General features: G+C 66.2%; 21 protein-coding genes. 7 read left to right on the top strand and 14 right to left on the bottom strand.

Annotation, left to right across the window (positions count from 1 at the left end; genetic code table 11):
* Window positions 1-26: 26 nt before the first annotated feature.
* From ASD75_RS05060 to ASD75_RS05045, 4 genes are read right to left on the bottom strand one after another with little or no spacing between them, the layout of a single operon-like run.
* The gene (locus ASD75_RS05060; protein ID WP_235511546.1) at window positions 27-1,451 is read right to left on the bottom strand and encodes a patatin-like phospholipase family protein; all 1,425 of its coding nucleotides are present in this window, start codon (window positions 1,449-1,451) and stop codon (window positions 27-29) included.
* Between the two features lie 23 nt (window positions 1,452-1,474).
* Window positions 1,475-2,128: an HAD family phosphatase gene (locus tag ASD75_RS05055; RefSeq protein WP_056743761.1), complete on the bottom strand. Its 654-nt coding sequence runs from the start codon at window positions 2,126-2,128 to the stop codon at window positions 1,475-1,477.
* Between the two features lie 50 nt (window positions 2,129-2,178).
* Complete coding sequence (locus tag ASD75_RS05050; RefSeq protein WP_082564892.1) at window positions 2,179-2,628, bottom strand: YchJ family protein; 450 nt, start codon at window positions 2,626-2,628, stop codon at window positions 2,179-2,181.
* Window positions 2,629-2,639: 11 nt separating this feature from the next.
* Window positions 2,640-3,338, bottom strand: a complete 699-nt coding sequence (locus tag ASD75_RS05045; protein WP_056743757.1) for a DUF4197 domain-containing protein — start codon at window positions 3,336-3,338, stop codon at window positions 2,640-2,642.
* Between the two features lie 174 nt (window positions 3,339-3,512).
* On the opposite strand from ASD75_RS05045, the gene ASD75_RS05040 reads away from it, so the two are divergent.
* The 3 genes from ASD75_RS05040 to ASD75_RS05030 all read left to right on the top strand — a co-directional run bounded on the left by ASD75_RS05040 (window position 3,513) and on the right by ASD75_RS05030 (window position 5,711).
* Window positions 3,513-3,992, top strand: a complete 480-nt coding sequence (locus ASD75_RS05040; RefSeq protein ID WP_056057813.1) for a DUF421 domain-containing protein — start codon at window positions 3,513-3,515, stop codon at window positions 3,990-3,992.
* Between the two features lie 64 nt (window positions 3,993-4,056).
* Complete coding sequence (locus ASD75_RS05035) at window positions 4,057-4,425, top strand: DUF2237 family protein (RefSeq protein ID WP_056057809.1); 369 nt, start codon at window positions 4,057-4,059, stop codon at window positions 4,423-4,425.
* A 149-nt stretch (window positions 4,426-4,574) separates the two neighbouring features.
* Window positions 4,575-5,711 (top strand): peptidoglycan-binding domain-containing protein, encoded by a 1,137-nt coding sequence (locus ASD75_RS05030; RefSeq protein ID WP_235511545.1) that lies wholly within the window; start codon window positions 4,575-4,577, stop codon window positions 5,709-5,711.
* A 157-nt stretch (window positions 5,712-5,868) separates the two neighbouring features.
* Here the strand turns inward: ASD75_RS05030 and ASD75_RS05025 are convergent, their stop codons facing one another.
* Window positions 5,869-6,945, bottom strand: a complete 1,077-nt coding sequence (locus ASD75_RS05025; protein ID WP_056743755.1) for a hypothetical protein — start codon at window positions 6,943-6,945, stop codon at window positions 5,869-5,871.
* Window positions 6,946-7,125: 180 nt separating this feature from the next.
* Between ASD75_RS05025 and ASD75_RS05020 the strand changes: the two genes are divergently transcribed.
* The 3 genes from ASD75_RS05020 (at window position 7,126) to ASD75_RS05010 (ending at window position 11,778) form a co-directional block, all read left to right on the top strand.
* Complete coding sequence (locus ASD75_RS05020) at window positions 7,126-7,776, top strand: response regulator transcription factor (RefSeq protein ID WP_056743754.1); 651 nt, start codon at window positions 7,126-7,128, stop codon at window positions 7,774-7,776.
* Window positions 7,776-10,331 carry an ATP-binding protein gene (locus tag ASD75_RS05015; protein ID WP_056743752.1) on the top strand — a complete coding sequence of 852 codons (2,556 nt, stop codon included), beginning with the start codon at window positions 7,776-7,778 and terminating at the stop codon, window positions 10,329-10,331. Before ASD75_RS05020 ends, ASD75_RS05015 begins: the two co-directional genes overlap by 1 nt.
* Window positions 10,332-10,584: 253 nt before the next feature.
* Entirely contained in the window at window positions 10,585-11,778 is a 1,194-nt protein-coding gene (locus ASD75_RS05010) for a hypothetical protein (protein WP_056743749.1), read from the top strand.
* A 63-nt stretch (window positions 11,779-11,841) separates the two neighbouring features.
* Here ASD75_RS05010 and ASD75_RS05005 read toward each other — a convergent pair whose 3' ends face one another.
* From ASD75_RS05005 to ASD75_RS04965, 9 genes are all read right to left on the bottom strand, one after another.
* Window positions 11,842-12,972 (bottom strand): acyl-CoA dehydrogenase family protein, encoded by a 1,131-nt coding sequence (locus ASD75_RS05005; protein WP_056743748.1) that lies wholly within the window; start codon window positions 12,970-12,972, stop codon window positions 11,842-11,844.
* A 54-nt stretch (window positions 12,973-13,026) separates the two neighbouring features.
* Complete coding sequence (locus tag ASD75_RS05000) at window positions 13,027-13,695, bottom strand: SDR family oxidoreductase (protein WP_056743746.1); 669 nt, start codon at window positions 13,693-13,695, stop codon at window positions 13,027-13,029.
* Between the two features lie 84 nt (window positions 13,696-13,779).
* Complete coding sequence (locus tag ASD75_RS04995) at window positions 13,780-14,853, bottom strand: DUF695 domain-containing protein (protein ID WP_056743744.1); 1,074 nt, start codon at window positions 14,851-14,853, stop codon at window positions 13,780-13,782.
* Window positions 14,854-14,902: 49 nt separating this feature from the next.
* The gene (locus ASD75_RS04990) at window positions 14,903-16,090 is read right to left on the bottom strand and encodes an acetyl-CoA C-acyltransferase (RefSeq protein WP_056743741.1); all 1,188 of its coding nucleotides are present in this window, start codon (window positions 16,088-16,090) and stop codon (window positions 14,903-14,905) included.
* Between the two features lie 66 nt (window positions 16,091-16,156).
* Window positions 16,157-17,962 carry a bifunctional isocitrate dehydrogenase kinase/phosphatase gene (gene aceK / locus ASD75_RS04985; RefSeq protein ID WP_056743739.1) on the bottom strand — a complete coding sequence of 602 codons (1,806 nt, stop codon included), beginning with the start codon at window positions 17,960-17,962 and terminating at the stop codon, window positions 16,157-16,159.
* 67 nt (window positions 17,963-18,029) lie between these two features.
* Window positions 18,030-18,689 (bottom strand): carbonate dehydratase, encoded by a 660-nt coding sequence (gene can, locus ASD75_RS04980; RefSeq protein WP_056057784.1) that lies wholly within the window; start codon window positions 18,687-18,689, stop codon window positions 18,030-18,032.
* A gap of 43 nt (window positions 18,690-18,732) precedes the next feature.
* Window positions 18,733-19,923 carry an isovaleryl-CoA dehydrogenase gene (locus ASD75_RS04975; RefSeq protein WP_056743737.1) on the bottom strand — a complete coding sequence of 397 codons (1,191 nt, stop codon included), beginning with the start codon at window positions 19,921-19,923 and terminating at the stop codon, window positions 18,733-18,735.
* Window positions 19,924-19,964: 41 nt separating this feature from the next.
* Complete coding sequence (locus ASD75_RS04970) at window positions 19,965-20,426, bottom strand: PaaI family thioesterase (protein WP_056743734.1); 462 nt, start codon at window positions 20,424-20,426, stop codon at window positions 19,965-19,967.
* A 42-nt stretch (window positions 20,427-20,468) separates the two neighbouring features.
* On the bottom strand, window positions 20,469-20,864 hold the full coding sequence (locus ASD75_RS04965; protein WP_056743732.1) for a MerR family DNA-binding transcriptional regulator: 396 nt from the start codon (window positions 20,862-20,864) through the stop codon (window positions 20,469-20,471).
* Window positions 20,865-20,989: 125 nt separating this feature from the next.
* Here ASD75_RS04965 and ASD75_RS04960 point away from each other — a divergent pair, with 125 nt between their 5' ends.
* A complete protein-coding gene (locus ASD75_RS04960; protein WP_056743900.1) occupies window positions 20,990-22,069 on the top strand; it encodes an MBL fold metallo-hydrolase in 1,080 nt (359 codons plus the stop codon).
* The last annotated feature ends 229 nt before the right edge of the window (window positions 22,070-22,298 follow it).

The raw sequence follows: 22,298 nt of genomic DNA, 5'->3' as shown, positions 1-22,298 counted from the left end.
CGTCAAGAGCCCCTGAGCGCGCGCCCTCAGTCCTTGGCCTGCAGCCCCGCTGGCGGTGCATGTGGCGCATGGGGATCGGGGCTGAGCAGCGATTGCACCAGCGCCCGGAACTCGGGCGAGTGGCGCAGCACGCTGCCGCCCGCCTCGATGAGGTCGGTGACTTCTTCCGACGTGATCGAGAACGCCGTGGGCACCTGCAGCAAGCGGCGGCGTGCGATGTCGTCGGGGGCGTCGCGCAGGTTGACGGGGATGACGTGGATCTCCGCGTCGGGCGCGAACACGTCGTTGGCGCCGGTGGGGCCTGACGCCAGCGAGCGCTGCCATTGGCGTGTGATGTCGCGCAAGAACTCTTGCGTCTCGCGCGTGGCGCGGGCGCCGGTGCCGAACAGCAGGGCGTCCACCACCTGCGCCATGTTGGGCACCTTGTCGCTCATGTCGATGTTGACCGAGGGATCGCGCTCGGCGTTCACCGTGATCAGCACCAGCTTGCGGATGGTGGCAGGCGGTATGCCGACCTCGCTGAAGGTCTGGCGCAGGCCGCCATTGGCCAGGGCGCGGTCCAGCAGGCGCTGCACCCCCAGGTTGTCGGCCAGGCCGCCATCGACCAGATGGATGTAGGGCTTGCGCTGCGCATCCACATAGCTCAGTTCATGGGCGCGATTGAGCCGCACGCGGTAGTCGCCCGCTGCCGCCGCGGCGACCGATGGGGAGGGACGATCGGGGCACTGGTCGGCGTAGTTCTTGAGCGTCATCGGGCTCAGCAGCAGCGGCACCGCTGACGAGGCCGCCACGGCGAACGACAGCTGCACCTTGCGCAGGTCTGAGCAGATCAGCGAAAACTGCTCCCAGGTGAACTCAAAGCCGGTGCCCAACGACATGTCGGTGGCGGTGATGAACAGCTGCGGGTGGCGCGGGCGCCGCTCCACGTCGCCAAAGGTGAGGCCGCCATACAGCTCGTCCAGCCGCCGTGCCAGCAGGTGCGTGCGGCCCAGCCAGGGGGAGGTCAGGTCGATCAGATTACCGGGGCGCAGCGCCTGGGTGATGAGGCTGTTCTGGAAGTTCTGGCGCAGAAAGTCCTGTTCAAAGCGTGGCAGCCCCTCGATGCCATGCGCCGCAAAGTAGGCCGCCACAATGCTGCCGCCCGACACACCGCTGACAACATCAGTGGCGTCCAGCAAGGTGGTGGGGTTGCCGTTCCACACAAACCGCGTCTGCTGCAGCTCGGTCAGCACGCCATAGCCAAACGCGGCGGCCCGCGCCCCACCGCCTGACAGCGTGACGGCCACGAGGATGGTCGGGTCGCGCTCGGACTTGCGCACAGGGATGTTCTGATCGCCCGCAGGCAGGGGTTCGTTGATCCAGGGTTTGACCGACGAACAGCCCGCCAGCAGCGCCAGGGCGGCAGCCAGTACCGTGTGCTTCATGACCCGCGCAAAGGTGTTCATCGCCATGTCCCTTTTTCTGTGCACCCGTGTCAGCAGCCGAGCAAGCCGGGCAGCTCGGCCATGCTGCGAAACACGTGCTGCGCCCCTGCAGCCCGCAGCGCGGCCCCATCGTCCAGCGGGACGTAGGCAAACACGGTGGCCCCGGCAGCCACACCGGCGGTGACGCCGGTCACGGTGTCTTCGACCACCGCACAGCGCGTGGGCGCTGCCTGCAGCGCTGCAGCGGCGGCAAGGTACACATCGGGCGCGGGCTTGGTGGCGGGCATTTCGTGGCCGCTGAAGATGCGGCCTTCAAAGTACGGCGCCAGGCCCACCTTGGCCAGCTGCATCTCGACCTTGAAACGGTCGGCCCCCGAGGCACAGGCAATGCGCCCGCCGTGGTGGGCGTGTACACGCTCGACAGCGCCATGGATGTGCTCGATGGCGGTGAGCTGCGCCTCCAGCGCGGCGTTGCGGCGCGCGTAGAAGGCCGACATCCATTCGTCGGTCAGCGGGCGGCCCGTGTGGTGCTCAATGCGCGCGGCCTCGCTGCGCACCATCTTGCCGATGAAGAGGCGCATGCACTCATCGGGCGTCAGCACCCACCCGGCCTCGGCCAGCATGTCGCGCAGCACGCCGTTGGTGATGGGCTCGCTGTCCACCAGCACGCCGTCACAGTCAAACAGGATTGCTTCAAATTTCATAGCTATCAAGGCATATTGCACTAGCGCTTGGGGTAGTTTTGGCTTGAATTTCAGCCATGGAGGTCTCCATCGACATAGAACCAGCGCCCCTCCTCGCGCACAAAACGGCTGGTCTCGTGCAGGCGCACGGCGCGCCCAGCGACACGGTAGCGGGCCACAAACTCGACCACGGCGTGGTCGGCGTCGGTGGCGACGTATCGGCGCACGTCCAGCCCGAGCCATTTGGCCCCCGCATCAAAGTCGAGCGTGGCCGGGCGCGTGCTGGCGTGCCAGGTGGCCTGCAGGTAGTCGGCCCGCTCGCACGCAAAGGCGGTGTAGCGCGACCGCATGAGGCTTTCGGCATCGGGGGCGGCCATGGCATCCAGCCCAGGTGCCGCCAGGTAACGGCCGCAACAGCTGGCGAAGGGCAAGGGGGTAGCGCTTTTGCCCTTGTTGCCACCCGGGCCCGCAGGCGCCAGGCGCCCGCAGGGGCAGGGGTCGTTAGGCTGTGGCAAAGACATCGTGGCGCCCCTCAGCGCAAGGCGCCGAACACCTTGCGGGCAATGGCGCTGCCGGCGGCGGCCGGGTCCTGACGGATCTTGCGCTCTTCTTCGCCAATCATGAGGTACAGGCCGTCCAGCGTCTTGCCGGTGACGTATTGCGCCAGGTTGGCGTCTTCGGCCTTCAGCAGGCCAAAACTCGCGGCCTTGCCAGCGAAGGCGTTGTATTTCTGCGTGAGGCCGACTTTCTCGGTGGCCTGGTTCACCACCGGCAGAAAGCGCTGGCCCAGTGGCGTGCGCGTCTTGTCGGCAAAAAAGGCGGTCACCGAGTTGTCGCCGCCGGTGAGGATGTTCTTGGCATCGGTCACCGTCATGTTCTGCACCGCGCCCACCAGCAGGTCCTTGCCCATGGGCACGGCCGCTTCGGCAGCGCGGTTGATGGACACCACCAGCTCATCGATGCGCTTGCCCTGGCCCAGCGACTTCATCACCTTGGCCGCATCGTCCAGGTAGCCCGGCAGGCCGATGCGCACCTTGGGGTTGCCCAGAAACCCGTCGTTGCGGCCGAGCAGCGACACCGCCGCCTGCGCCCCCTGGGTCAGCGCGGCCTTGAGGCCGCTGGAGGCGTCGGCATTGGTGAGGTCGCCCAGCGACAGCGCCCAGGCGTGCTGCACAGTGGCGCACAGCAGCGCCCCCATGAGGCTGGTTTGGTGGAATTGGCGGCGTTGCATGGGGCGGTACTTTCGATGGGGGCAGCAGAGGAGGCCCGCTCGGCCGCCACTGCAATGAGGGCGCACTGTGCCGGAGCCGTGCGGGGGATTGCCCGGGATTTTCGCTCAGCGAATGAGGGGCAAGCCGCAGGCCGTAGACTGGCCCCACCCAAGCATCCAACAAGGAACCTTGCAATGTGGCAAATGAGTGTGCCGTGGTGGGAGTTTGTGCTGCGCGGCGTGGTGGTGTATCTGTTCTTGCTGGTGTTCATGCGCCTGTCGGGCAAGCGGCAGACAGGGCAGTACGAGCCGTTTGACCTGATCCTGCTGCTGATCCTGTCGAACGCGGTGCAGAACTCGATGAACGCGGGCGACAACTCGCTCGTGGGCGGGCTGATCTCTGCCAGCACGCTGATGCTGCTGCATGTGGCGCTGGCGCGGCTGGCGTTCCACTTCCCGCGCATCGGGCGCTGGGTGGACGGCAAAGCCCAGGTGCTGATCCACCAGGGCGAGCTGAACCAGGCGCTGATGCGCAAGGAGCTGCTGACCCGCGACGACGTGGAGGCCGCACTGCGCGCCGGTGGCTGCCTGCACGCGCACGAAGTGGAACGCGCCACCATCGAGACCAACGGGCAGATCACCGTGGTGCTGCGCCGCCGTGGCGAAGAGGGCTGAGCCGCCCCGCGCCCACTCCAACAATCTGCGCCCCCATAGGCCCTCACAACACACGCGACCCGATATGACTGCACTGAACGTTCTGGGCACCATGCTGATGCCCTGCTCCTACGACCCACTGACCGGCTACTACCGCGATGGCTGCTGCAACACCGACGAGCACGACCACGGCACCCACGTGATCTGCGCACGCATGACACAGGCGTTTCTGGACTTCTCGCTGTCGCGGGGCAATGACCTCATCACCCCCCGGCCCGAATACCGGTTTGCAGGACTCAAGGCCAACAACCGCTGGTGCCTGTGCGCCCTGCGCTGGAAAGAAGCCTACGAGGCGGGTGTGGCACCGCCGGTGATCCTGGAATGCACCCATGCCCGCGCGCTGGAGTTTGTGACGCTGGCGCAGTTGCAGAGCGCGGCGCTGTCCAGCAGCTGACCGTTCTGACAAGCGCGGGGCGCAGCCCGGGCCGGGTGTGCCGCCCCTTGCCCCCTACCTCTGTCGGGTTGCCGGTGATTGGCTGCACGGCGAAAGATCAGGACTTTGTGTTCCTCCCTTTCGCTGCACATGCGGCCACATCTGTCACCATGACCATCACCCTTTCTGCCCCGCTGCGGCGCGCGCGTGCCGCTGCCACCCCGCCCCGTTCAACCACCCCGCTGCGCCTGTGCGCAGTCAGCGCTGCCGTGGCCGCTGCTGCACTACTGAGCGGCTGCGAGACCACCAACATGCGCATGGGCAGCGCCGATGCCAAGACCGTGGCCACCGGCAGCGCTGCGGGCGGAGCCTCTACCGGCGCCAGCGACTCGCTGGAGCGTTGCGAAAGCCCGCTGGGCACCGTCTCGCTGATCGAAAACCAGCAGGCTGGCTGGTACACCATCCTGCGTGACCAATACCGCCTGCCGCCCACGGCCAACCTGCTGCGTCTGCTGGTGCAGCAGTCCAACTGCTTTGTGGTGGTGGAGCGCGGCGCCGCCGGCATGAACGCGATGACGCGCGAGCGCGCGCTGATGCAGTCGGGCGAAATGCGGCAGGGCAGCCAGTTTGGCCAGGGGCAGATGGTGGCCTCGGACTATGGCCTGTCGCCCGAAATCGTGTTCCAGAACAACAACGCAGGCGGTGCCTCCGCATCGCTGGGCGGCCTGGTCGGTGGCCGTGCGGGGGGCCTGCTGGCAGCCATCGGCGGCAACATGAACACCAAGGAGGCCAGCGCGCTGCTCACGCTCATCGACAACCGATCCGGTGTGCAGGTGGCGGCGTCAGAAGGCAGTGCCGCCAAGACCGACTTTGGCGCCATGGGGCAACTGCTGGGCGGATCGGGCGGCGCGCGCATGGGCGGCTACTCCAACACGGCCGAAGGCAAGGTGATTGCGGCCGCCTTCATGGATGCGTTCAACCAGATGGTGCAGTCGCTGCGCAACTACCGCGCCCAGACGGTGAAGGGCCAGGGCCTGGGGGGTGGCGGGCGACTGAGTGTGGACGGCGCCGCACCGCCCTCGCAGACATCGGCCGCGCGTGCTGCCGCGCAAAGCAATGGAGCCACCGCAGGACTTTCGCTGCGCGATGCGCAGGTCCGCCTGAATGAGCTGGGCTACAACGCGGGCACACCCGATGGCGCCATGGGCGGCAAGACTACGGCAGCGCTGCGCGCCTTTCAGAAGGACAAGGGGCTGCCCACATCCGGGCGGCTGGATGCGGCGACGGCGGCTGAACTCGCCCGCTGAAGCCTGAGGGATGCCCCGGGGACACCGGGGCGGGTGGCCCTGCAGCAATGGGCGCGCTCCAACACAAACCGGATCACATCCGATCAAAGAAAAGCCCCCGCAGCAACTTCGCTGCGGGGGCTTTGGGTTGGTTGGGGGGCCGTACAGCCCCCAGCACTCAGTTTTGCGTGTAGCAGGTCTTGGCGGGCAAGACGGTGTCCACGTAGCTCTCGACGCTGGCCGCCGTCGGGAACGCGGTGGGTATCTGATCGCCAAAGATGCACAGGCGGGGCCCCTTGCGTGCCCAGACAGCGCGCGATGTCAGGCCCGACGGCTGGGTCCACAGCCCCCAGAAAGCGGTCAGCGTGGCCGTGCTGCCGTTGCGGTCGAACGCCACATTGCCCACATCGGTCAGCGGACCTGCAACGGTGCCCGTGCCGGAACAGTTGGCGTCGGCATAGGTCACCACGCCAATCTGCCCCGTCACGCGGGTGTCGCTCTGGCGGGTGATGCGCCACAGCGAGCGTCCCCAGGTTCCTGGCCGCACCACCACGCACAGCTCCTGCTTCCAGTCGCCCTCTGGCAGCCCCAGCGCCGCCGTCGCGCAGCTCACGTCCACCGAACTCACATTGGCCAACCCTACCGTGCCCGTTCCGTTGCGCACCGTGCAGCTCTGGCCCGAAGGCTGCGTGCGCACCGTGATGGCGTAGGCCGTGCCACCCGCCAGTGCCGTGCCGAACGTGAAGCCGCCGTTGCTGGAGACCGACAGATCGTCGCGCCCGTTGTTCTGCAGCACCAAGGCGCCACCCGCCAGGCCGCTGACCGAGCCGCCCACCGTGTAGGTGGCAGCCGCCAGGTTTTCGCAGCGCACCTGCACGTTGCTCACGTTGGCAGTGGCTGTGCCGGTGCCTTCCGTCACCGCGCAGCGCTGCCCGCTGGGCTGGGTCTTCACGGTGACGGCATAGGCAATGCCGTTGTCCAGGCGCGTGACGAACACGAAGTTGCCATTGGCATTCACGGTCAGGTCGTCCTTGCCGGCGTTCTGCAGCGTCACCGTTTTGCCAGCCCCCAAGCCGCTGACCGCGCCGCCGATACTGAATGCGCCAGCGCTGGGCGGAGGCGTGCCGTTGTCGTCATCACCACCGCCGCAGCCCACCAGCAAGGCGGCAGCCAGGCCCAGGGGGGCCCAACGGAAGATAGGTCGTGCAGAGTGCCAGGTGTGCCCGGCACCCGTTGCGCTGGCTTGTCGTGTCATGAACAGAAACCTCGTGATGGTGAATGGAGCGCGGATTCTGCGCAGCACCCCATCCCGGGCGAAACCCTACGCTGGTAGGGTTTGCGCGCCGCCCATCCTGCTGAACACTTGGCAGAATTTGCCCGCAGGCATACCTTCCGGCACCGGCATCCCGCCGGGTTGCGCCCCCTCCACCACCGCATGTCCTCCACCTCTCACTACGCGCTCATCCTTGACGACCATCCGTTGGTGGCACACGGCATGGCCGAATTCCTGCGCGCCCGACTGCCGCAGATGGACGTGGTTGTGGCCGCAGGGGCAAACGACCTTCTGCGCTGGGTGGACACGCGGGGCACGCCGGCCATCGCGCTCATCGACTTCTGGCTGGCAGAAGGCGCCGCCGTGGGCCTGATCGCCCAGGTGCGCAACCACTGCCCCGGAATGCCCATCGCGGTGATCAGTGGCGACGATGACCCCGCCGTGATGGACCAGGCCCGGCAGGCAGGCGCGCAGGGCTTCATCCACAAACAGGCGGCGCCCGAAACCTTCGGTCTGGCGGTGGAGGCCTTGCTGAGCGGGCTGGTCTGGTTTGAGCCGGGCCATCCGGGCAGTCAGCCGCTGCGCAGCCGCGACCTGCCGGTGACACCGGCCGAGCTGGGGCTGTCTGCGCGGCAGGGCCAGATCCTTGCGCTGGTGCTGCAGGGGCTGCCCAACAAGCGCATTGCATCGCAGCTGGATATTGCAGAGAGCACCGTGAAGGAGCACGTGACAGGCATCCTGGAGCGGCTGCGGGTGCGCACACGGGTCGAGGCCATCACCCTGCTGCGCGGGCGGCGGCTGGAGCTGCCCTGATGCGCCTCGTCCGGGCTGTGGTGCTGGTTGCGGCCTTGTGCCTGCAGACGGCATTGCCCGTAAGGGCGCAGGCACTGAACCCGGATCTGGCCGAGCTGGACCGGCTGCAAAACCTGTCGCAACGCAACAGCGCCGAGGCCGTGCAGGCGCTGCAGGCCGCCGCGGCACGTTTTGCCAACGCGGCCGATGCCGCGACCCGGCGCACTTACTTGGCGGCGCTGACAGACGCGGCCTTTGAGACCGGGCAGACAACGGTGGTGACCGAGGGCATTGCGCAGCTGAAGGCGCTGGCCGCTGCGCAGAAAGATCCGTCGTCGCAGGTGCTGGCTGTCTGCTTCGAGGCCCGGCAACTGGCCGTGGCGGGAAAAACACGCGCTGGACTGGCCGCACTGGCGCGCGAAGCGGCCGCCGCCGAGCGCGCACCCGACCCCTGGGTGCGCTGGCTCTACCACCTGACGCTGGGCGCCCTGCACAGCGGCAACGGCCAGTTCGAAACGGCGATGACCCACCTGCTGCGCAGCCTGGAACTCTCGCGCACGCTGCCACGCCAGGCGGCCACGTCTGAGCTGCGGTCGCGCACCCACCTGGAGCTGCTGCACTTCGACATGAAGAACCCGGACCGGGCGCTGCAAACCATCCGCGAGACGCTGCCCCTGGCCGAAAAGCTGGACGCCCGGCAGGCGCTGGGCTGGCTGCACCTGCACCGTGGCAATGTGGAAAACGTGCAGGGCAACCTCGACACCGCCGTGGCCGCCTACCGGCAGTCCCTGCAGATCGCCCGCGCTGGAGGGCTCACCGGGCTCCAGGCCACGGCGCTGAACAACCTGGGCGACGTCCTGCTGCAGCGCAAGGCGTATCCCGCGGCCGAGCCCGTGATGCGCGAGGCCATGGCCGCGTACCGCGATGCACACGAGCTGAACGGGGCCGCAATGGCGCAGGCCAATCTGGGCTTTGCACTCATGGGCCAAGGCCGCATTCCGGCCGGCGTGCACGAGGTGGAGGCGGGCATCCGGTTCGTGCACGAAGCGGGCTCCCTGCCCATGGAAGAGCAGCTGCTGGGCGAGCTGTCGCGCATGTACGAGCAAGCCGGTCTGTACCGCGAGGCCATGGCCACCACCCGCAAGCAGCAGGCGCTGGCCAAGGAGCTGTTCCATACCGAGCGCGACCAGGCTGTGACGACCTTGCAGGAGCGCTTTGACAGCGCTGAACGGCAGCGCCAGATCGAGCAGCTGGCGCAGGCCAACCGGGTGCAGGATGCCGAGTTGCGCGTGCGCCGCATGCAGCAGATCGGACTGGCGGCTGCGGTGGCACTGGCACTGCTTGCGGCGGGCGCCAGCTTCTGGCTGTACCGCCGCACGCGCACTGCCAATGAGGCCCTGGCCGCAGCCCGGCGCCAGGCGGAAGGCGCCCTGACCGAAAAAAACCTGTTCATCGCCACCGCCAGCCACGACCTGCGCCAACCCGTGCACGCCATGTCCTTGATGGTGGAGGCGATCAACCTGCGCAATACCGACCCGGTCCTGCGCCCGCTGGTGGCCGACCTGCGCACCAGCATGCAGGCCATGAGCCAGCTGTTCAATGCGCTGCTGGACCTGTCGCGACTGGAGTCGGGGCAGCCGCTGGGCCACAAAGCCGCCGTGGACCTTGGCGCGCTGCTGGCGGACGTTGTGCGCCTCTTCCGCGAGCAAGCCAGCCTCGGCGGCCTGACCCTGCGGCTGCGGCTGCCGCGCCGTGGCGCCACCGTGTGGGCCGAGCCGGTGCTACTGCGCCAGGCGCTGGCGAACCTGGTGCAGAACGCCATCCGCTACACACCGCAGGGCAAGGTACTGGTGAGCGCACGCGCACGCGGCGGTGACTGGCTGGTGGAGGTGCGGGACACGGGCATTGGCATCGCCCCCGCCGATCAGGCCCGGGTGTTCAGCCCCTACTACCGGGGAGCGCGGGCCGACCAGATGGACGAAGCGGGGCACGGCCTGGGCTTGGCTGTGGTGGCGCGGTGCGCCGAGCAGTTGGGGGCGGCGTACGGCGTACGTTCGCTGGCGGGACAGGGGTCGCGCTTCTGGCTGCGGCTGCCAGCCCATGTGGCACCCGATGCAGGCGCGTCCACCGCCCCCGCAACGGCACACCGCCAGTCCATCGTGGACCGTCCGTTGCAGGGCCAGTGCCTGGTGCTGGACGATGACTCCCAGGTGCTCAAGGCCTGGCGCGCCATGCTCGAAGCCTGGGGCGTGACGGCAGCCTATGCCACCACCGGGGCCGAAGCCCATGGCCGGCTGGACGAAGGCCTGGTGCCAGATGCCATCTTCTGCGACCAGCGACTGTGCTCGGGCGAGAGCGGCTTTGACATCCTGCGCACGCTGCTGGCCCGCTGCCCTGCCGCCCGGGGTGCGATGGTCAGCGGCGAATTCGACGCCCCCGCATTGCGGGACGCCGAAGACGAGGGCTACCTGGTGCTGCGCAAGCCCGTGAACCCTGCAGAGCTGCACGCTGTGCTGGCGCAGTGGCTGGCCCCCAGCAACAGGCGGCAGGACCAGAGCGCGGTGCCTTTCCCATAAGCACAGGAGCTACCTTTCCAATAGCGCGGTAGTACACCTACCGGGGTCTTTCGAAACCCCAGCCGCCGCAGAACGTGCGGTTGTTGCCTGCGGCCTGCTCAGGCAAAGGCAGGTATCACGGCACCGGTCGTCTGCCAGCGGTGCACCGCCCGTCTGCCCGCTGCACGCGGCGATCACGCAGCCCCCTACCATCCGCAGCCAACGACCGGCGACATCCACACGCTGGCAAATCACACCAGGAGGGAGCCACACCATGACCGCCACCGGGACCACCCCACCCCCACCGCCCGGCCAGCCCCGCTGGCTGTACCAGGCGCAAGACGCCCAAGGCCGCCCCACCGAGGGGTTTGTGCATGCCCAGACAGCTGAAGAAGCCATGCAGGCCATCGCAGCGCTGCAGCAACCGCCGCTGACCCAGGTGCAGCTGCACACCTCGGGTCTGTATGCCCGTGCATTGACCGAGATGGCTGACGACGTGCTGGGCCCCTTGGACGTAAAGGCGCTGCGCCAGCTGGCGCGCGACCAGATCGAAGCGCAGCAGAACCCCGGCCTGTGGACCACGCTGCGCCAGCTGCTGCGCAACAACCGCACCTGGCTGCTGGTGGGCGCGGCGCTGGTGGCACTGGCCGTATGGCGCCAGTGGAGCCCGTGGGTGCAGGCCATTCTGGTGGCGGCCACGCTGGCGCCCCTGGCCGTGTTTGCCTACATGCACCAGTTTCAGCGCATGTACCAGCAGATGCTGCACGCGCACGCCACGGGCGACCTGCCCCGCCTGGATGTCCTGGCGCAGCGGCTGGCACGTGCCGCTGAACGGCACGCCTTTTTGCGACAGCCCGCCTGGGATGCCGCCGTGCGCATGGCCTGGTTCGAGGCGCGCGCCGAAGGGGTGGACGCCGCCCTCCTGCGCCTGCGCATCCACCCCATGCGCCCGGCAGATGAGGGCGAATTTCTGGCACGCATCTACACCCTGCCCCTGGCCACGGGCGACCATGCGGGCTTCACGGCCCGCCTGCGCGAACTGATGGCCGAACGGCCGGGAGAACCCACATTGCAGATGGACCTGGCCCTGGGGGAGGCCCGCGCGGGCCACACCGACAAAGCGCAACGCCTGCTGGACACGCTGCAGCCCGCCCTGCTGCCCCCCCACGGGCAAGCGTTCATTGACTGGGTGCGGGGCATGATCGCGCTGCGCGACCCGGCCCGGGCGGGCGAGGCCGCCGGCCACCTGGGCAAGGCGTGTGAGCAGTTTCTGGGGCTGGTGCGCAAGGCCCCGGGCGCCTGGCCCTCACTGGCCGTGTGCACCTGCGACTACGCGCTGGCCTTGGCCTGGAGCGGGCGCGCCGAAATGGGGCGTACCGTGTTCGCCAGCGTGCAGCCGGTGGCCCGGCACCACGCCGAGCCCGAGCGGCTGGCGCTGCTGGAGCGCGAGTTGCGCCTCAGGGGCTGAGCGTTTTTTGAGCTGCGCCCGAAAGGCTGGCAAAAGGCGGGCCGAGAAACCTGACTCGCAGGCTCAAGCCAGCGCGCGCTGGATGATGATCTTCTGCACGTCGCTCGTGCCTTCGTAGATCTGGCACACGCGCACGTCGCGGTAGATGCGCTCCACCGGGAAGTCGTTCACCACGCCGTAGCCGCCCAGCGTCTGGATGGCGGCGCTGCACACGCGCTCGGCCATCTCGCTGGCAAACAGCTTGGCCATGGCGGCTTCCTTCAGGCAGGGCTTTCCGGCATCGCGCAGCGCGGCGGCGTGCCAGATGAGCTGGCGCGCGGCCTCGATCTGCGTGGCGCAGTCGGCCAGGCGGAAACCCACGGCCTGGTGGTTGAAGATGGCGGTGCCGAAGCTTTCGCGCTCTTTGGAATACGCCAGCGCCGCGTCGAACGCGCTGCGCGCCATGCCCACGCTCTGCGCGGCGATGCCGATGCGACCGCCTTCGAGCGCGCCCAGGGCGATCTTGTAGCCCTCGCCCTCAGCACCGATGAGGTTCTCGGCAGGGATGCGGCAGTTGTCGAAGTTGATCTGCGCGGTGTCGCTGGAATGCTGTCCCAGCTTGTCTTCGAGCCGCGCGACGACGTAGCCGGGGCTGCTGGTGGGCACGAGGAACGCGCTCATGCCCTTCTTGCCCGCGCCCTTGTCGGTGACGGCGATGACGATGGCCACCTGGCCGTTCTTGCCGCTGGTGATGAACTGCTTGACCCCGTTGATCACGTATTCATCGCCCTGCTTCACCGCCGTGGTGCGCAGGGCGGAGGCGTCGGAGCCCACATGTGGCTCGGTCAGGCAAAACGCGCCCAGCATTTCGCCACGCGCCAGCGGCGTGAGCCAGTCGCGCTTTTGCTTCGCGTTGCCATAGCGCATGAGGATGGCGTTAACCGGGCAATTGGTCACGCTGATGGCGGTGCTGGTGCCGCCATCACCGGCGGCGATCTCTTCGAGCACCAGCGCGAGCGTGAGGTAGTCGAGGTGGGCGCCGCCAAACTCTTCTGGCACGCAGATGCCATACGCGCCCAGCGCGGCCAGGCCCTGGTGGGCCTCCTTGGGGAAGTGGTGTTCCTTGTCCCAGCGTGCGGCATTCGGCCACAGCTCGGTTTGCGCAAAGTCGCGCACCGCGTCGCGGATCATTTCCTGGTCTTGGGTCAGCAGCATGGGAGTGTCTCCAGAGTCGTTGTTCAAAAATTCGGGGGCTTAGTAGCTTGCGCACTACCAGTGGGCAGCGCGGCGGCCGTCGTAGTGCAGCAGGCGGCCCTTGTCGGCAGCGGTCACGCTGGCCAGCGTGCTGCGCAGGCCGCGCACACTGTCTTCCACCGTCAGCGGCGCACCGCCGCCGCCCATGTCGGTTTGCACCCAGCCGGGGTCGATGGTGACCAGCGTCGCGCCGGGGTAGTCGTGCTGCGCGGCGGCCACGGCCATGTTGAGCGCGGCCTTGCTGGTGCGGTACAGCCACGAGCCGCTGTTCGGCACGCTGCCGATCTGCGACATGGACGAGGACAGAAACGCAAACACGCCGCCCGCCTCCACCACCAGGGGCGCCACCTGCGGAATGGCCTGCATGGCGCCCAGCACGTTGGTGTGCATGACGGCATCAAAGTCTTGCTGCGTGGGTGGGGTGAGCGCGTTGGGGCGGCGGATGACACCGGCCACATACAGCGCCAGGTCCAGCTTTTCGCCGTCAAGCTGCCAGGCCAGGCCGCTCACGCTGGCGGGGTTGGCCACATCCACGGTGAGCGCCTCGGCGCCCAGCGCCAGCACGCGCTCGCGGCCAGCGTCGTCGCGCACGGTGGCGATCACGCGGCGCCCGGCATCGGTGTACTGGCGCACCAGCTCCAGGCCGATGCCCCGGGACGCGCCCATCACGAGTATGGAGTTCATTTTCAAGCCCAATATGCCGCAAGCGCTAGTGAATCATGCGTCAACAGCTATCAATTCAGGAGTAAACAAAACAGCGACACCCACTCAGGCAGACAGGTAGCCGGCGTACTCGAAATAGCCCGACCACGCGGGGTCGTACGCCACCTTCAGCTCCAGCGATGCCGCCTCGTCGCGCAGCAGCAGGGGCGCCAGCGTCTGCTTGGCCAGCTGTTCGTCGCTCACGTAGTACAACGCCTGCCGGCGGCCCGCGCGCATCAGCGTCAGCACCAGAATGCCCAGCTGCGGCACTTGGAGCAGCGTGGCGGCTTGCTCGTGCAGGTCTTGCACGGCGGTCAGTGTGTCGCTGTCGGGCACCGCCAAGTCCACGGTGAGGGCATAGGCCAGGTCGGCCCGCATGGCCACAGCGTTGGCACTGGTGTTGACCATGACCACGCCGGTCTCGGGCGCGTCTTCGCTGTCGATGTCGTCAGCGGGCAGTTCGTTGCCGTCCTCGTCGATGGGGCAGTCAAACTGCAGTTCCAGCCCGTCCCATTCGGCCTCGCCCGTGGGAAAGTGGCCGGTGTGGCCCAGGGTGTCGGTCCAGTAGCGGTCGAACACCGGGGGCAGCTGGCTCAGCGGCACCCAAGGCGTGTGGGTGTCGCCGGGCTCGCCCACAAAGTCCACCGCGCCCACCTTCACGGCAAAGTCGTACTCGCCCAGCACATGGTCGAGCATGATGAATGCCATGTTGCGCGCGTGGTCCTGGTAGTCGCTGGGGATCTCGCGGCCAAAGCGGATCTCCAGCGCCGCCTGCCCGCCATCCTGCTCCAGCGCCACCAGCACTTCGGACGTGGCCAGCTCAAAGCCTTCCATGCCGATGGGAAAGTCCGGCTGCGTGGTGCGCTCGCGAAACGCACGCACGCGGTAGTGCGGCAGCGCGGGTGCGGCCGCCACCACCTGCGCCAGCAACGGAAACCGCTCGATGCTGCCGTGGGCCGTGACGATGAGGTCCACCACGGCATCGTCGCCGGACATCTCCAGCGCCAGGCCTTCCAGGTGCTGATCTATCAGCGCATTGGCGGCCCCCACGCGCTCGCGCAGCGGCTGGGCCTGGAGCGATGCCTGTGCATCCGAAAACGCGCGCCAGAAGGCGCCGATGGCGGGAGAGGGAGTGGTCATCGCGGTCCTTGTGCAAAGTCGGGGATCATCCCATCTCCAGCCAGCGGCCTCAGACGAGTTCCAGCGCCACGGCCGTGGCCTCGCCACCGCCGATGCACAGCGTGGCCAGACCCTTGGTAAGGCCGCGCGCCTTGAGGGCATGGATCAGCGTGACCATGATGCGCGCGCCGCTGGCGCCAATGGGGTGGCCCAGTGCGCAGGCGCCGCCGTTCACGTTGACCTTGTCATGGGGCAGGTCCAATTCCTTCATCAACGCCATGGGCACCACGGCAAAGGCTTCGTTGATCTCCCACAGCTGCACGTCGCCCACTTGCCAGCCGGCCTTGGCGAGTGCCTTTTGGGTGGCACCCAGGGGGGCGGTGGCAAACCACTCGGGCTCTTGTGCGTGCGTGGCGTGGCTCACGATGCGGGCCAGGGGCTTGGCGCCCAGCTTCTTGGCCGTGGACTCGCGCATCATCACCAGCGCGGCCGCGCCGTCGTTGATGCTGGAGCTGGACGCGGCGGTGATGGTGCCGTCCTTCTTGAACGCGGGCTTCAAGGTGGCGATCTTCTCGAGCTTGACCTTGCCCGGGCCTTCGTCCACCGACACCACGGTCTCGCCCGCACGGGTCCTGACGGTCACGGGCACGATCTCGGCCGCGAACGCACCGGACTCGGTGGCCGCCTTGGCGCGCTGCACGCTGGCGGTGGCAAACGCGTCCTGCTGCTCGCGCGTAAAGCTGTACTTGGCCGCGCAGTCTTCACCAAAGGTGCCCATGCTGCGGCCCGCTTCGTAAGCGTCTTCCAGGCCGTCGAGCATCATGTGGTCGAAGATGCGGTCGTGGCCCAGGCGGTAGCCGCCGCGGCCCTTTTGTAGCAGGTAGGGGGCGTTGGTCATGCTTTCCATGCCACCCGCCACCATGACGTCGTGCGTGCCGGCCAGCAGCATGTCGTGCGCCATCATCGCGGCCTTCATGCCGGAGCCGCACATCTTGCTGAGCGTGACGGCGCCCGCGCCCTTGGGCAGGCCGCCTTTGAACGCCGCCTGGCGTGCAGGCGCCTGGCCTTGGCCTGCCATCAGGCAGTTGCCAAACAGCACTTCGCCCACGGCGTCGGGCGAGACACCGGCACGCTCGATGGCGGCCTTGATGGCGGCGCCACCCAGGTCGTGCGCGGCCAGGCTGGAGAAGTCGCCCTGCAACGAGCCCATGGGGGTGCGTGCAGCGCCAACGATGACGATGGGGTCTTGGATGGACATGGTGAAGGTCTCCTGGGTAAGGGTCAGAGGAAAAGTGGGGACGAAAAACGGGGTTTTGGCAGGCGGTCAGCGGGCCGCAGCGCCTTGCGCAAAGCGCCGCTCCGTGTCGTAGGGGAAAACATCAAACATATGACCCGCCTGGATGCGCTCCTTGTGCGACTGCCAGAACGCGGCGTCGAGCAGGTCGGCGTGGTGCTGCATGAACACCTCGCGCACCTCGTCGTTGCCCAGCAGGAAGGGGCCAAAGGTTTCGGGGAACACATCCCGCGGGCCCACGCTGTACCAGACCTCGCCGCTCATCTCTTCTTCCTCATTGCGCGGCGTGGGCACGCGGCGGAAGTTGCAGTCGGTGAGGTATTCGATCTCGTCGTAGTCGTAGAACACGACCTTGCCGTTGCGCGTGACACCAAAGTTCTTCCAGAGCATGTCGCCGGGGAAGATGTTGGCGGCCACGAGGTCCTTGATGGCGTTGCCGTATTCGATGACGCTGTGCTCCATCTGCTGGCGCGCGCGCGGGTCGGACAGGCCGGTGTCGAAGGCTTCCTGCAGGTAGATGTTGAGCGGGATCATGCGCCGCTCGATATAGAGGTGCTTGATGATCACCTCGGTCTGGCCATCGCCGTCGCGGTCGCTGATTTCCAGCTGGCTGGGGGCGAACTTCTCGATCTCGGCAATCAGCGCATCGTCAAAGCGGTCGCGGGGGAAGGCAACCTCGCTGTACTCCAGCGTGTCGGCCATGCGGCCCACGCGGTCGTGCTGCTTGACCAGCAGGTACTTGGCCTTGATCTGCTCGCGCGTGGTTTCCTTCTGGTGCGGGAAGTAGTCCTTGATAAGCTTGAACACGAACGGGAAGCTCGGCAGGTCGAACACCAGCATCACCATGCCCTTGATGCCCGGCGCGATGCGGAACTGGTCGCTGGAATGCTTCAGGTGGTACAGGAAGTCGCGGTAGAACAGTGTCTTGCCTTGCTTGGCCAGGCCCAGGGCGTTGTAGATCTCGGCCCGCGGCTTGCGCGGCATGAGGCTGCGCAGGAACTGCACGTAGGCGCTGGGGATCTCCATGTCCACCATGAAGTAGGCGCGGGCAAAGCTGAACAGCATCTGCATGTCGTCTTCGCCGAACAGCGCGGCGTCGATGGTCAGCTTGCCGCTGTCGTCGTGCAGGATGGGCAGCGCAAACGGCACCTCGTTAAAGCCGTTGATGATCTTGCCCACCACATACGCGCCCTTGTTACGAAAGAACAGGCTGGTGAGCACCTGGATCTGGAAGTTGGTGCGCAGCCTCACCTTGTCGAGCCGGCTGCGCATGGCGCCCACCACGCAAGCGGTGTCACGTGGCAGGTCGGCAAATTCGCGCTGCAGCTGGAAGTTCTCGACGATGGCCTGGAAGGTGTCGCCCAGCGTGTCGCGCGTGGGGTAGTAGGCGCGGTAGGTGGGCCGTGCGGCAGGCTCGTCGTTCTCGATGTATTCGGTGCTGACCGCAGGCCGCACAAAGATGAAGTCGTTGTGGAAATGCGTGCGGTGCAGGATCTTGGTGGTGACCGAGTTGAAGAAGGTTTCGGCCAGCTCGGGCTGGTGGTGGTTCACCAGCAGCCCGATGTAGTGCAGCTTGACCTGGTGCCACACATCCATCGGCTGCGCGCCGGCCTCGAACTCTTTTTCCAGGCGGCGCACACATTCCTTCACCCGCAGGTCGTAGAACTCGATGCGCTCGCGCTGCGCCCGCTGCTGGCCGTGCCAGTCAGCGGTTTCAAAACGGTGTTTTGCGCGCGCGGACTCGGTGCGGAACAACCGGTAATGCCGGTTGAAGCCGTCCATCATGGCCTTGGCAATGCCGTAGGCCTGGGGCGCATCAAGGCGTTGCGGGAACATGGTGGCGGGCCTATTGGCTTCTTCGTCAGCGCAACCGTCGCTCGGCAGACACAGGGCGGCGGCAGGCCTACTGCCGCCGGGTTGCGGCCACCCCGGCAATTGCCGCCTTGTACAGCGATTCGAGGCCTTCCGTGCTGTCCACCGACATGTGCAGGTTGTTGATCAGCCCGTCCTTGAGGCCATAGCACCAGCCATGCAGCGTAACCTTCTGGCCCCGGCCCCAAGCGTCCAGCATCACGGTGGTCTGTGCAATGTTCACCACCTGCTCGATGGCGTTGAGCTCGCACAGCACGTCGTGGCGCCACTCAGGCGCGGTGGCGGCGATCAGGTCGCGGTGGCGATCACGCACGTCCTGCACATGGCGAATCCAGTTGTCGGCCAGGCCCACGCGCGTGCCCTCCAGCGCGGCCAGCACACCGCCGCAACCGTAGTGGCCCACCACCATCAGGTGCTCGATGCGCAGCTGGTCCACCGCATACTGGATGGTCGAAAGGCAGTTGAGATCGGTCGGCACCACCACGTTCGCCACATTGCGGTGAACGAAGACCTCACCAGGCTCCAGCCCGGTGATCTGGTTGGCGGGCACCCGGCTGTCGGAGCAGCCGATCCACATGTACTTGGGCTTCTGCTGCGCCAGCAGGCTGGTGAAAAAGCCGGGCCGCTCGCGCTCCATCTGGGCCGCCCAGGCGCGGTTGTGAACAAACAGGTCGTCGATGGAGGAAGGCATGGGGTCCTTGGTGTGTGAGGGTTGGTCGATCAGTTGTCGCAGGTCAGCAGGTCTCGGCAAACAGCTCGCGGCCAATCAGCATGCGGCGGATCTCGCTGGTGCCGGCACCAATCTCGTACAGCTTGGCATCGCGCCACAGGCGGCCCAGCGGGTACTCGTTGATATAGCCATTGCCACCATAGATCTGCACGCCTTCGCCGGCCATCCAGGTGGCCTTTTCGGCGCACCACAGAATCACGCTGGCGCAGTCCTTGCGGACCTGGCGCACGTGGTCGGTGCCCAGCATGTCGAGGTTCTTGGCCACAGTGTAGGCAAACGAGCGACCCGCCTGCAGCACGGTGTACATGTCGGCCACCTTGCCCTGGATGAGCTGAAACTCGCCAATGCTCTGGCCGAACTGCTTGCGGTCGTGAATGTAAGGGATCACGTTGTCCATCACGGACTGCATGATGCCCAGCGGGCCGCCGGTCAGCACCGCGCGTTCGTAGTCCAGGCCACTCATCAATACCTTGGCACCGTTGTTCACGCCGCCGAGCACGTTTTGTGCAGGCACCTCGACGTCCTGGAACACCAGCTCGCCCGTGTGGCTGCCGCGCATGCCCAGCTTGTCGAGCTTTTGCGCAATCGAGAAGCCCTTCATGCCCTTCTCGATCAGGAAAGCCGTGACACCGCGTGCGCCCATTTCAGGCTCGGTCTTGGCATACACCACCAGGGTGTCCGCATCGGGGCCGTTGGTGATCCACATCTTGCTGCCGTTGAGCAGGTAGTAGCCGCCCTTGTCCTCGGCCTTGAGCTTCATGCTGATCACGTCGGAGCCCGCGCCGGGCTCACTCATGGCCAGCGCGCCCACGTGCTCGCCGCTGATGAGCTTGGGCAGGTACTTGGCCTTTTGTGCCTCGTTGCCGTTGCGGTTGATCTGGTTCACACACAGGTTGCTGTGGGCGCCATAGGACAAGCCCACCGAGGCGCTAGCGCGCGAGATTTCTTCCATGGCCACCATGTGGGCGAGGTAGCCCATGGCGGCGCCGCCATATTGCTCGGGCACCGTGATGCCGAGTACGCCCAGATCACCCATCTTCCGCCACAGGTCCATGGGGAATTGGTCGTTGCGGTCAATCTCGGCCGCGCGGGGAGCGATCTCTGCCTGCGCGAAGTCGCGCACGGCATCGCGCAGGGCATCGATATCTTCGCCCAGCTGGAAGTTGAGGCCGGGAAGGTTGGAGGGAATGCTCATGGGGTTTGTCTCCTCGTAGAAGGTAGGGAAATGGGCAGGGCTCAGCCCTGGATGCTGTCGCGTCCGGTGACCGCCATGAGAGTGCACCCCATGGTGGCGACCAGCTTTTCTTGGTTGCCGTCGATAGCGAAGGCTCGGCCTTCGCAGACGGTGATGGTGCGGCCGGGCTTCAGCACCCGTCCTTCCATGCGGAATCGCTCGCCTTTGGCAGGGGCCAGCAAGTTGATCTTGAATTCGATGGTGAGCACGGCGGCATCGGCCGCCATGAGGGTGAAACCGGCATATCCGCAGGCCGAATCCAGCGCGGTGGACACCATGCCCGCATGGAGAAAACCATGCTGCTGGGTCAGGGCGGCTGCCCAGGGGAGTTCAATGTCTACAGCACCTGGCGCCACCAATCCTAGCGACGCGCCAAGCGTCTGCATGGCCCCTTGCCGCGCAAAGCTGTCGCGCACGCGGTCGGCAAAGTCGATGCAACGCGGCTCAAAGGGGGGCGTGCTCACTGCAGTCTCCTAATTTACGTTTACGTAAACGTCAATTATGGATCAATTTTGCTTTTCTACCTTGGTCAGTAGCGTGCGCGCCTCTTCTTCGTGCTCGCGCACCTCTTCCAGGTTGGCCTGCAGATCGGCCATTTGCTCTTCGAGTTGCTTGCGATGGACCACCAGCACGTCCAGAAACTTGCGGAGCTGTACGCCGGTATCGCGGGGGCTGTCATAGAGGTCGATGATCTCCTTGGCCTCCGTGAGAGACAGTCCCAGGCGCTTGGCCCGCAACGTCAGGCGCAGCCGCGTGCGGTCGCGTGCGCTGTACACCCGGTTGCGGCCGGCGGCGCCGGTGCGTTCAGGCTGCAGCAAGCCCATGTCTTCATAAAAACGGATCGCCCGGGTGGTGAGATCGAACTCTTTGGCAAGGTCGCTGATGGTGTAGGTATTGGCCATGGTGGGTGCTGCACACAGCAGTATCGGTTTCGCACAGGAGACAGCCGGGTGGCGGCAGCTCCCTACAATGCATCGAATGCATGACGTTTACGTTAACGTCAATGCTAACCCATCACACCGCCTCCATGAATCCACTTGAACACCAGATCCACTACCCGCTCGGCGACGCGCTGCCCGTTGAGGGCACCACCTTGGAGGTCGCGCCTGGAGTGCATTGGATCCGTATGGGCCTGCCCTTTGCCCTGGATCACATCAATCTGTGGCTGCTGCGCGATCGCCAGCCGGATGCTAGCGGTGTGCTGGTGGACGGGTGGACCGTGGTGGATTGCTGCATCGACAGCGCTGCAAGCCGCGCACAGTGGGAGCAGATATTTGCGAACTGCCTGGAGGGCTTGCCCATTCTTCGCGTCATCGTGACCCACATGCACCCAGACCACATCGGGCTGGCACATTGGCTGTGCGAGCGCTGGGATGTGCGCTTGTGGATCAGTGCCACGGACTACAACGTAGCGCGTGTCGCCGTCTATGACCCACAGGGGTTTGGCGGGGAAGCAGGGGCCGATTTTTATGCGCTGCACGGTGCACAAGAACCGTCTTTTTTAGACCATGTGCGAGGACGCGCATCGTATTTTCCGACCCTGGTCCCTGCTCTCCCACCCCGTTTTCGACGAATCATGGATGGAGACACGCTGAACATCGGGGACCGCGCTTGGCGCTGCATCAGCGGCTATGGCCACGCGCCCGAGCACATGGCATTGTTTTGCGCTGAGCTGACCACCTTGATCAGCGGAGACATGGTGTTGCCGCGCATCTCCACCAATGTCAGTGTCCACGCCAGCGAGCCAGAGGCCAACCCGCTACAGCTGTTCTTGACTTCGCTCTTGCGGTATCTGGATCTACCAAAAGACACCTTGGTGCTTCCATCACATGGCAAGCCATTTACAGGCCTCGGCAAGCGTGTTGCGCAGCTACAAAACCATCACCGCGAGCGGCTCACTGAGATTTTGCAAGCCGCGCACAGCCGTGCACTAAGCGCCGCGGATACTTTGCCAATTCTGTTTCAACGCCAGTTGGACACCCACCAGATGACTTTTGCTATGGGTGAGGCGCTGGCACATCTTCATCATCTGTGGATGGGTGGGAAGCTCGAGCGCTTTCTCGACCAAGCCGGGGTTCAGAGATTTCGCGCACCGAACGGTGGATAACCGCACCCAATGCGTGGCCGACGAGCGCTTTTTGAGCAGCAATCAATTAGCACACTCAGCCGCACTGATAGATGGTAATCAATGCTGGTAAGGCGTGTGAGTCGATGCAGGAGCCAGGGCGGTACAGGTACTTTTGTGCGCCTGGAAAGCAAAAAACCCCAGTCATATCTGACTGGGGTTTTCTGGGCTGTAAGAGCCTGACGATGACCTACTTTCACACGGGAACCCG

The sequence above is a fragment of the Acidovorax sp. Root568 genome, assembly GCF_001427445.1.
In the GTDB taxonomy this organism is placed as follows: Bacteria; Pseudomonadota; Gammaproteobacteria; order Burkholderiales; family Burkholderiaceae_C; genus Acidovorax; species Acidovorax delafieldii.
Note: the sequence above shows the minus strand (reverse complement) of the source record. Positions and strands in the feature narration are given on the sequence as shown.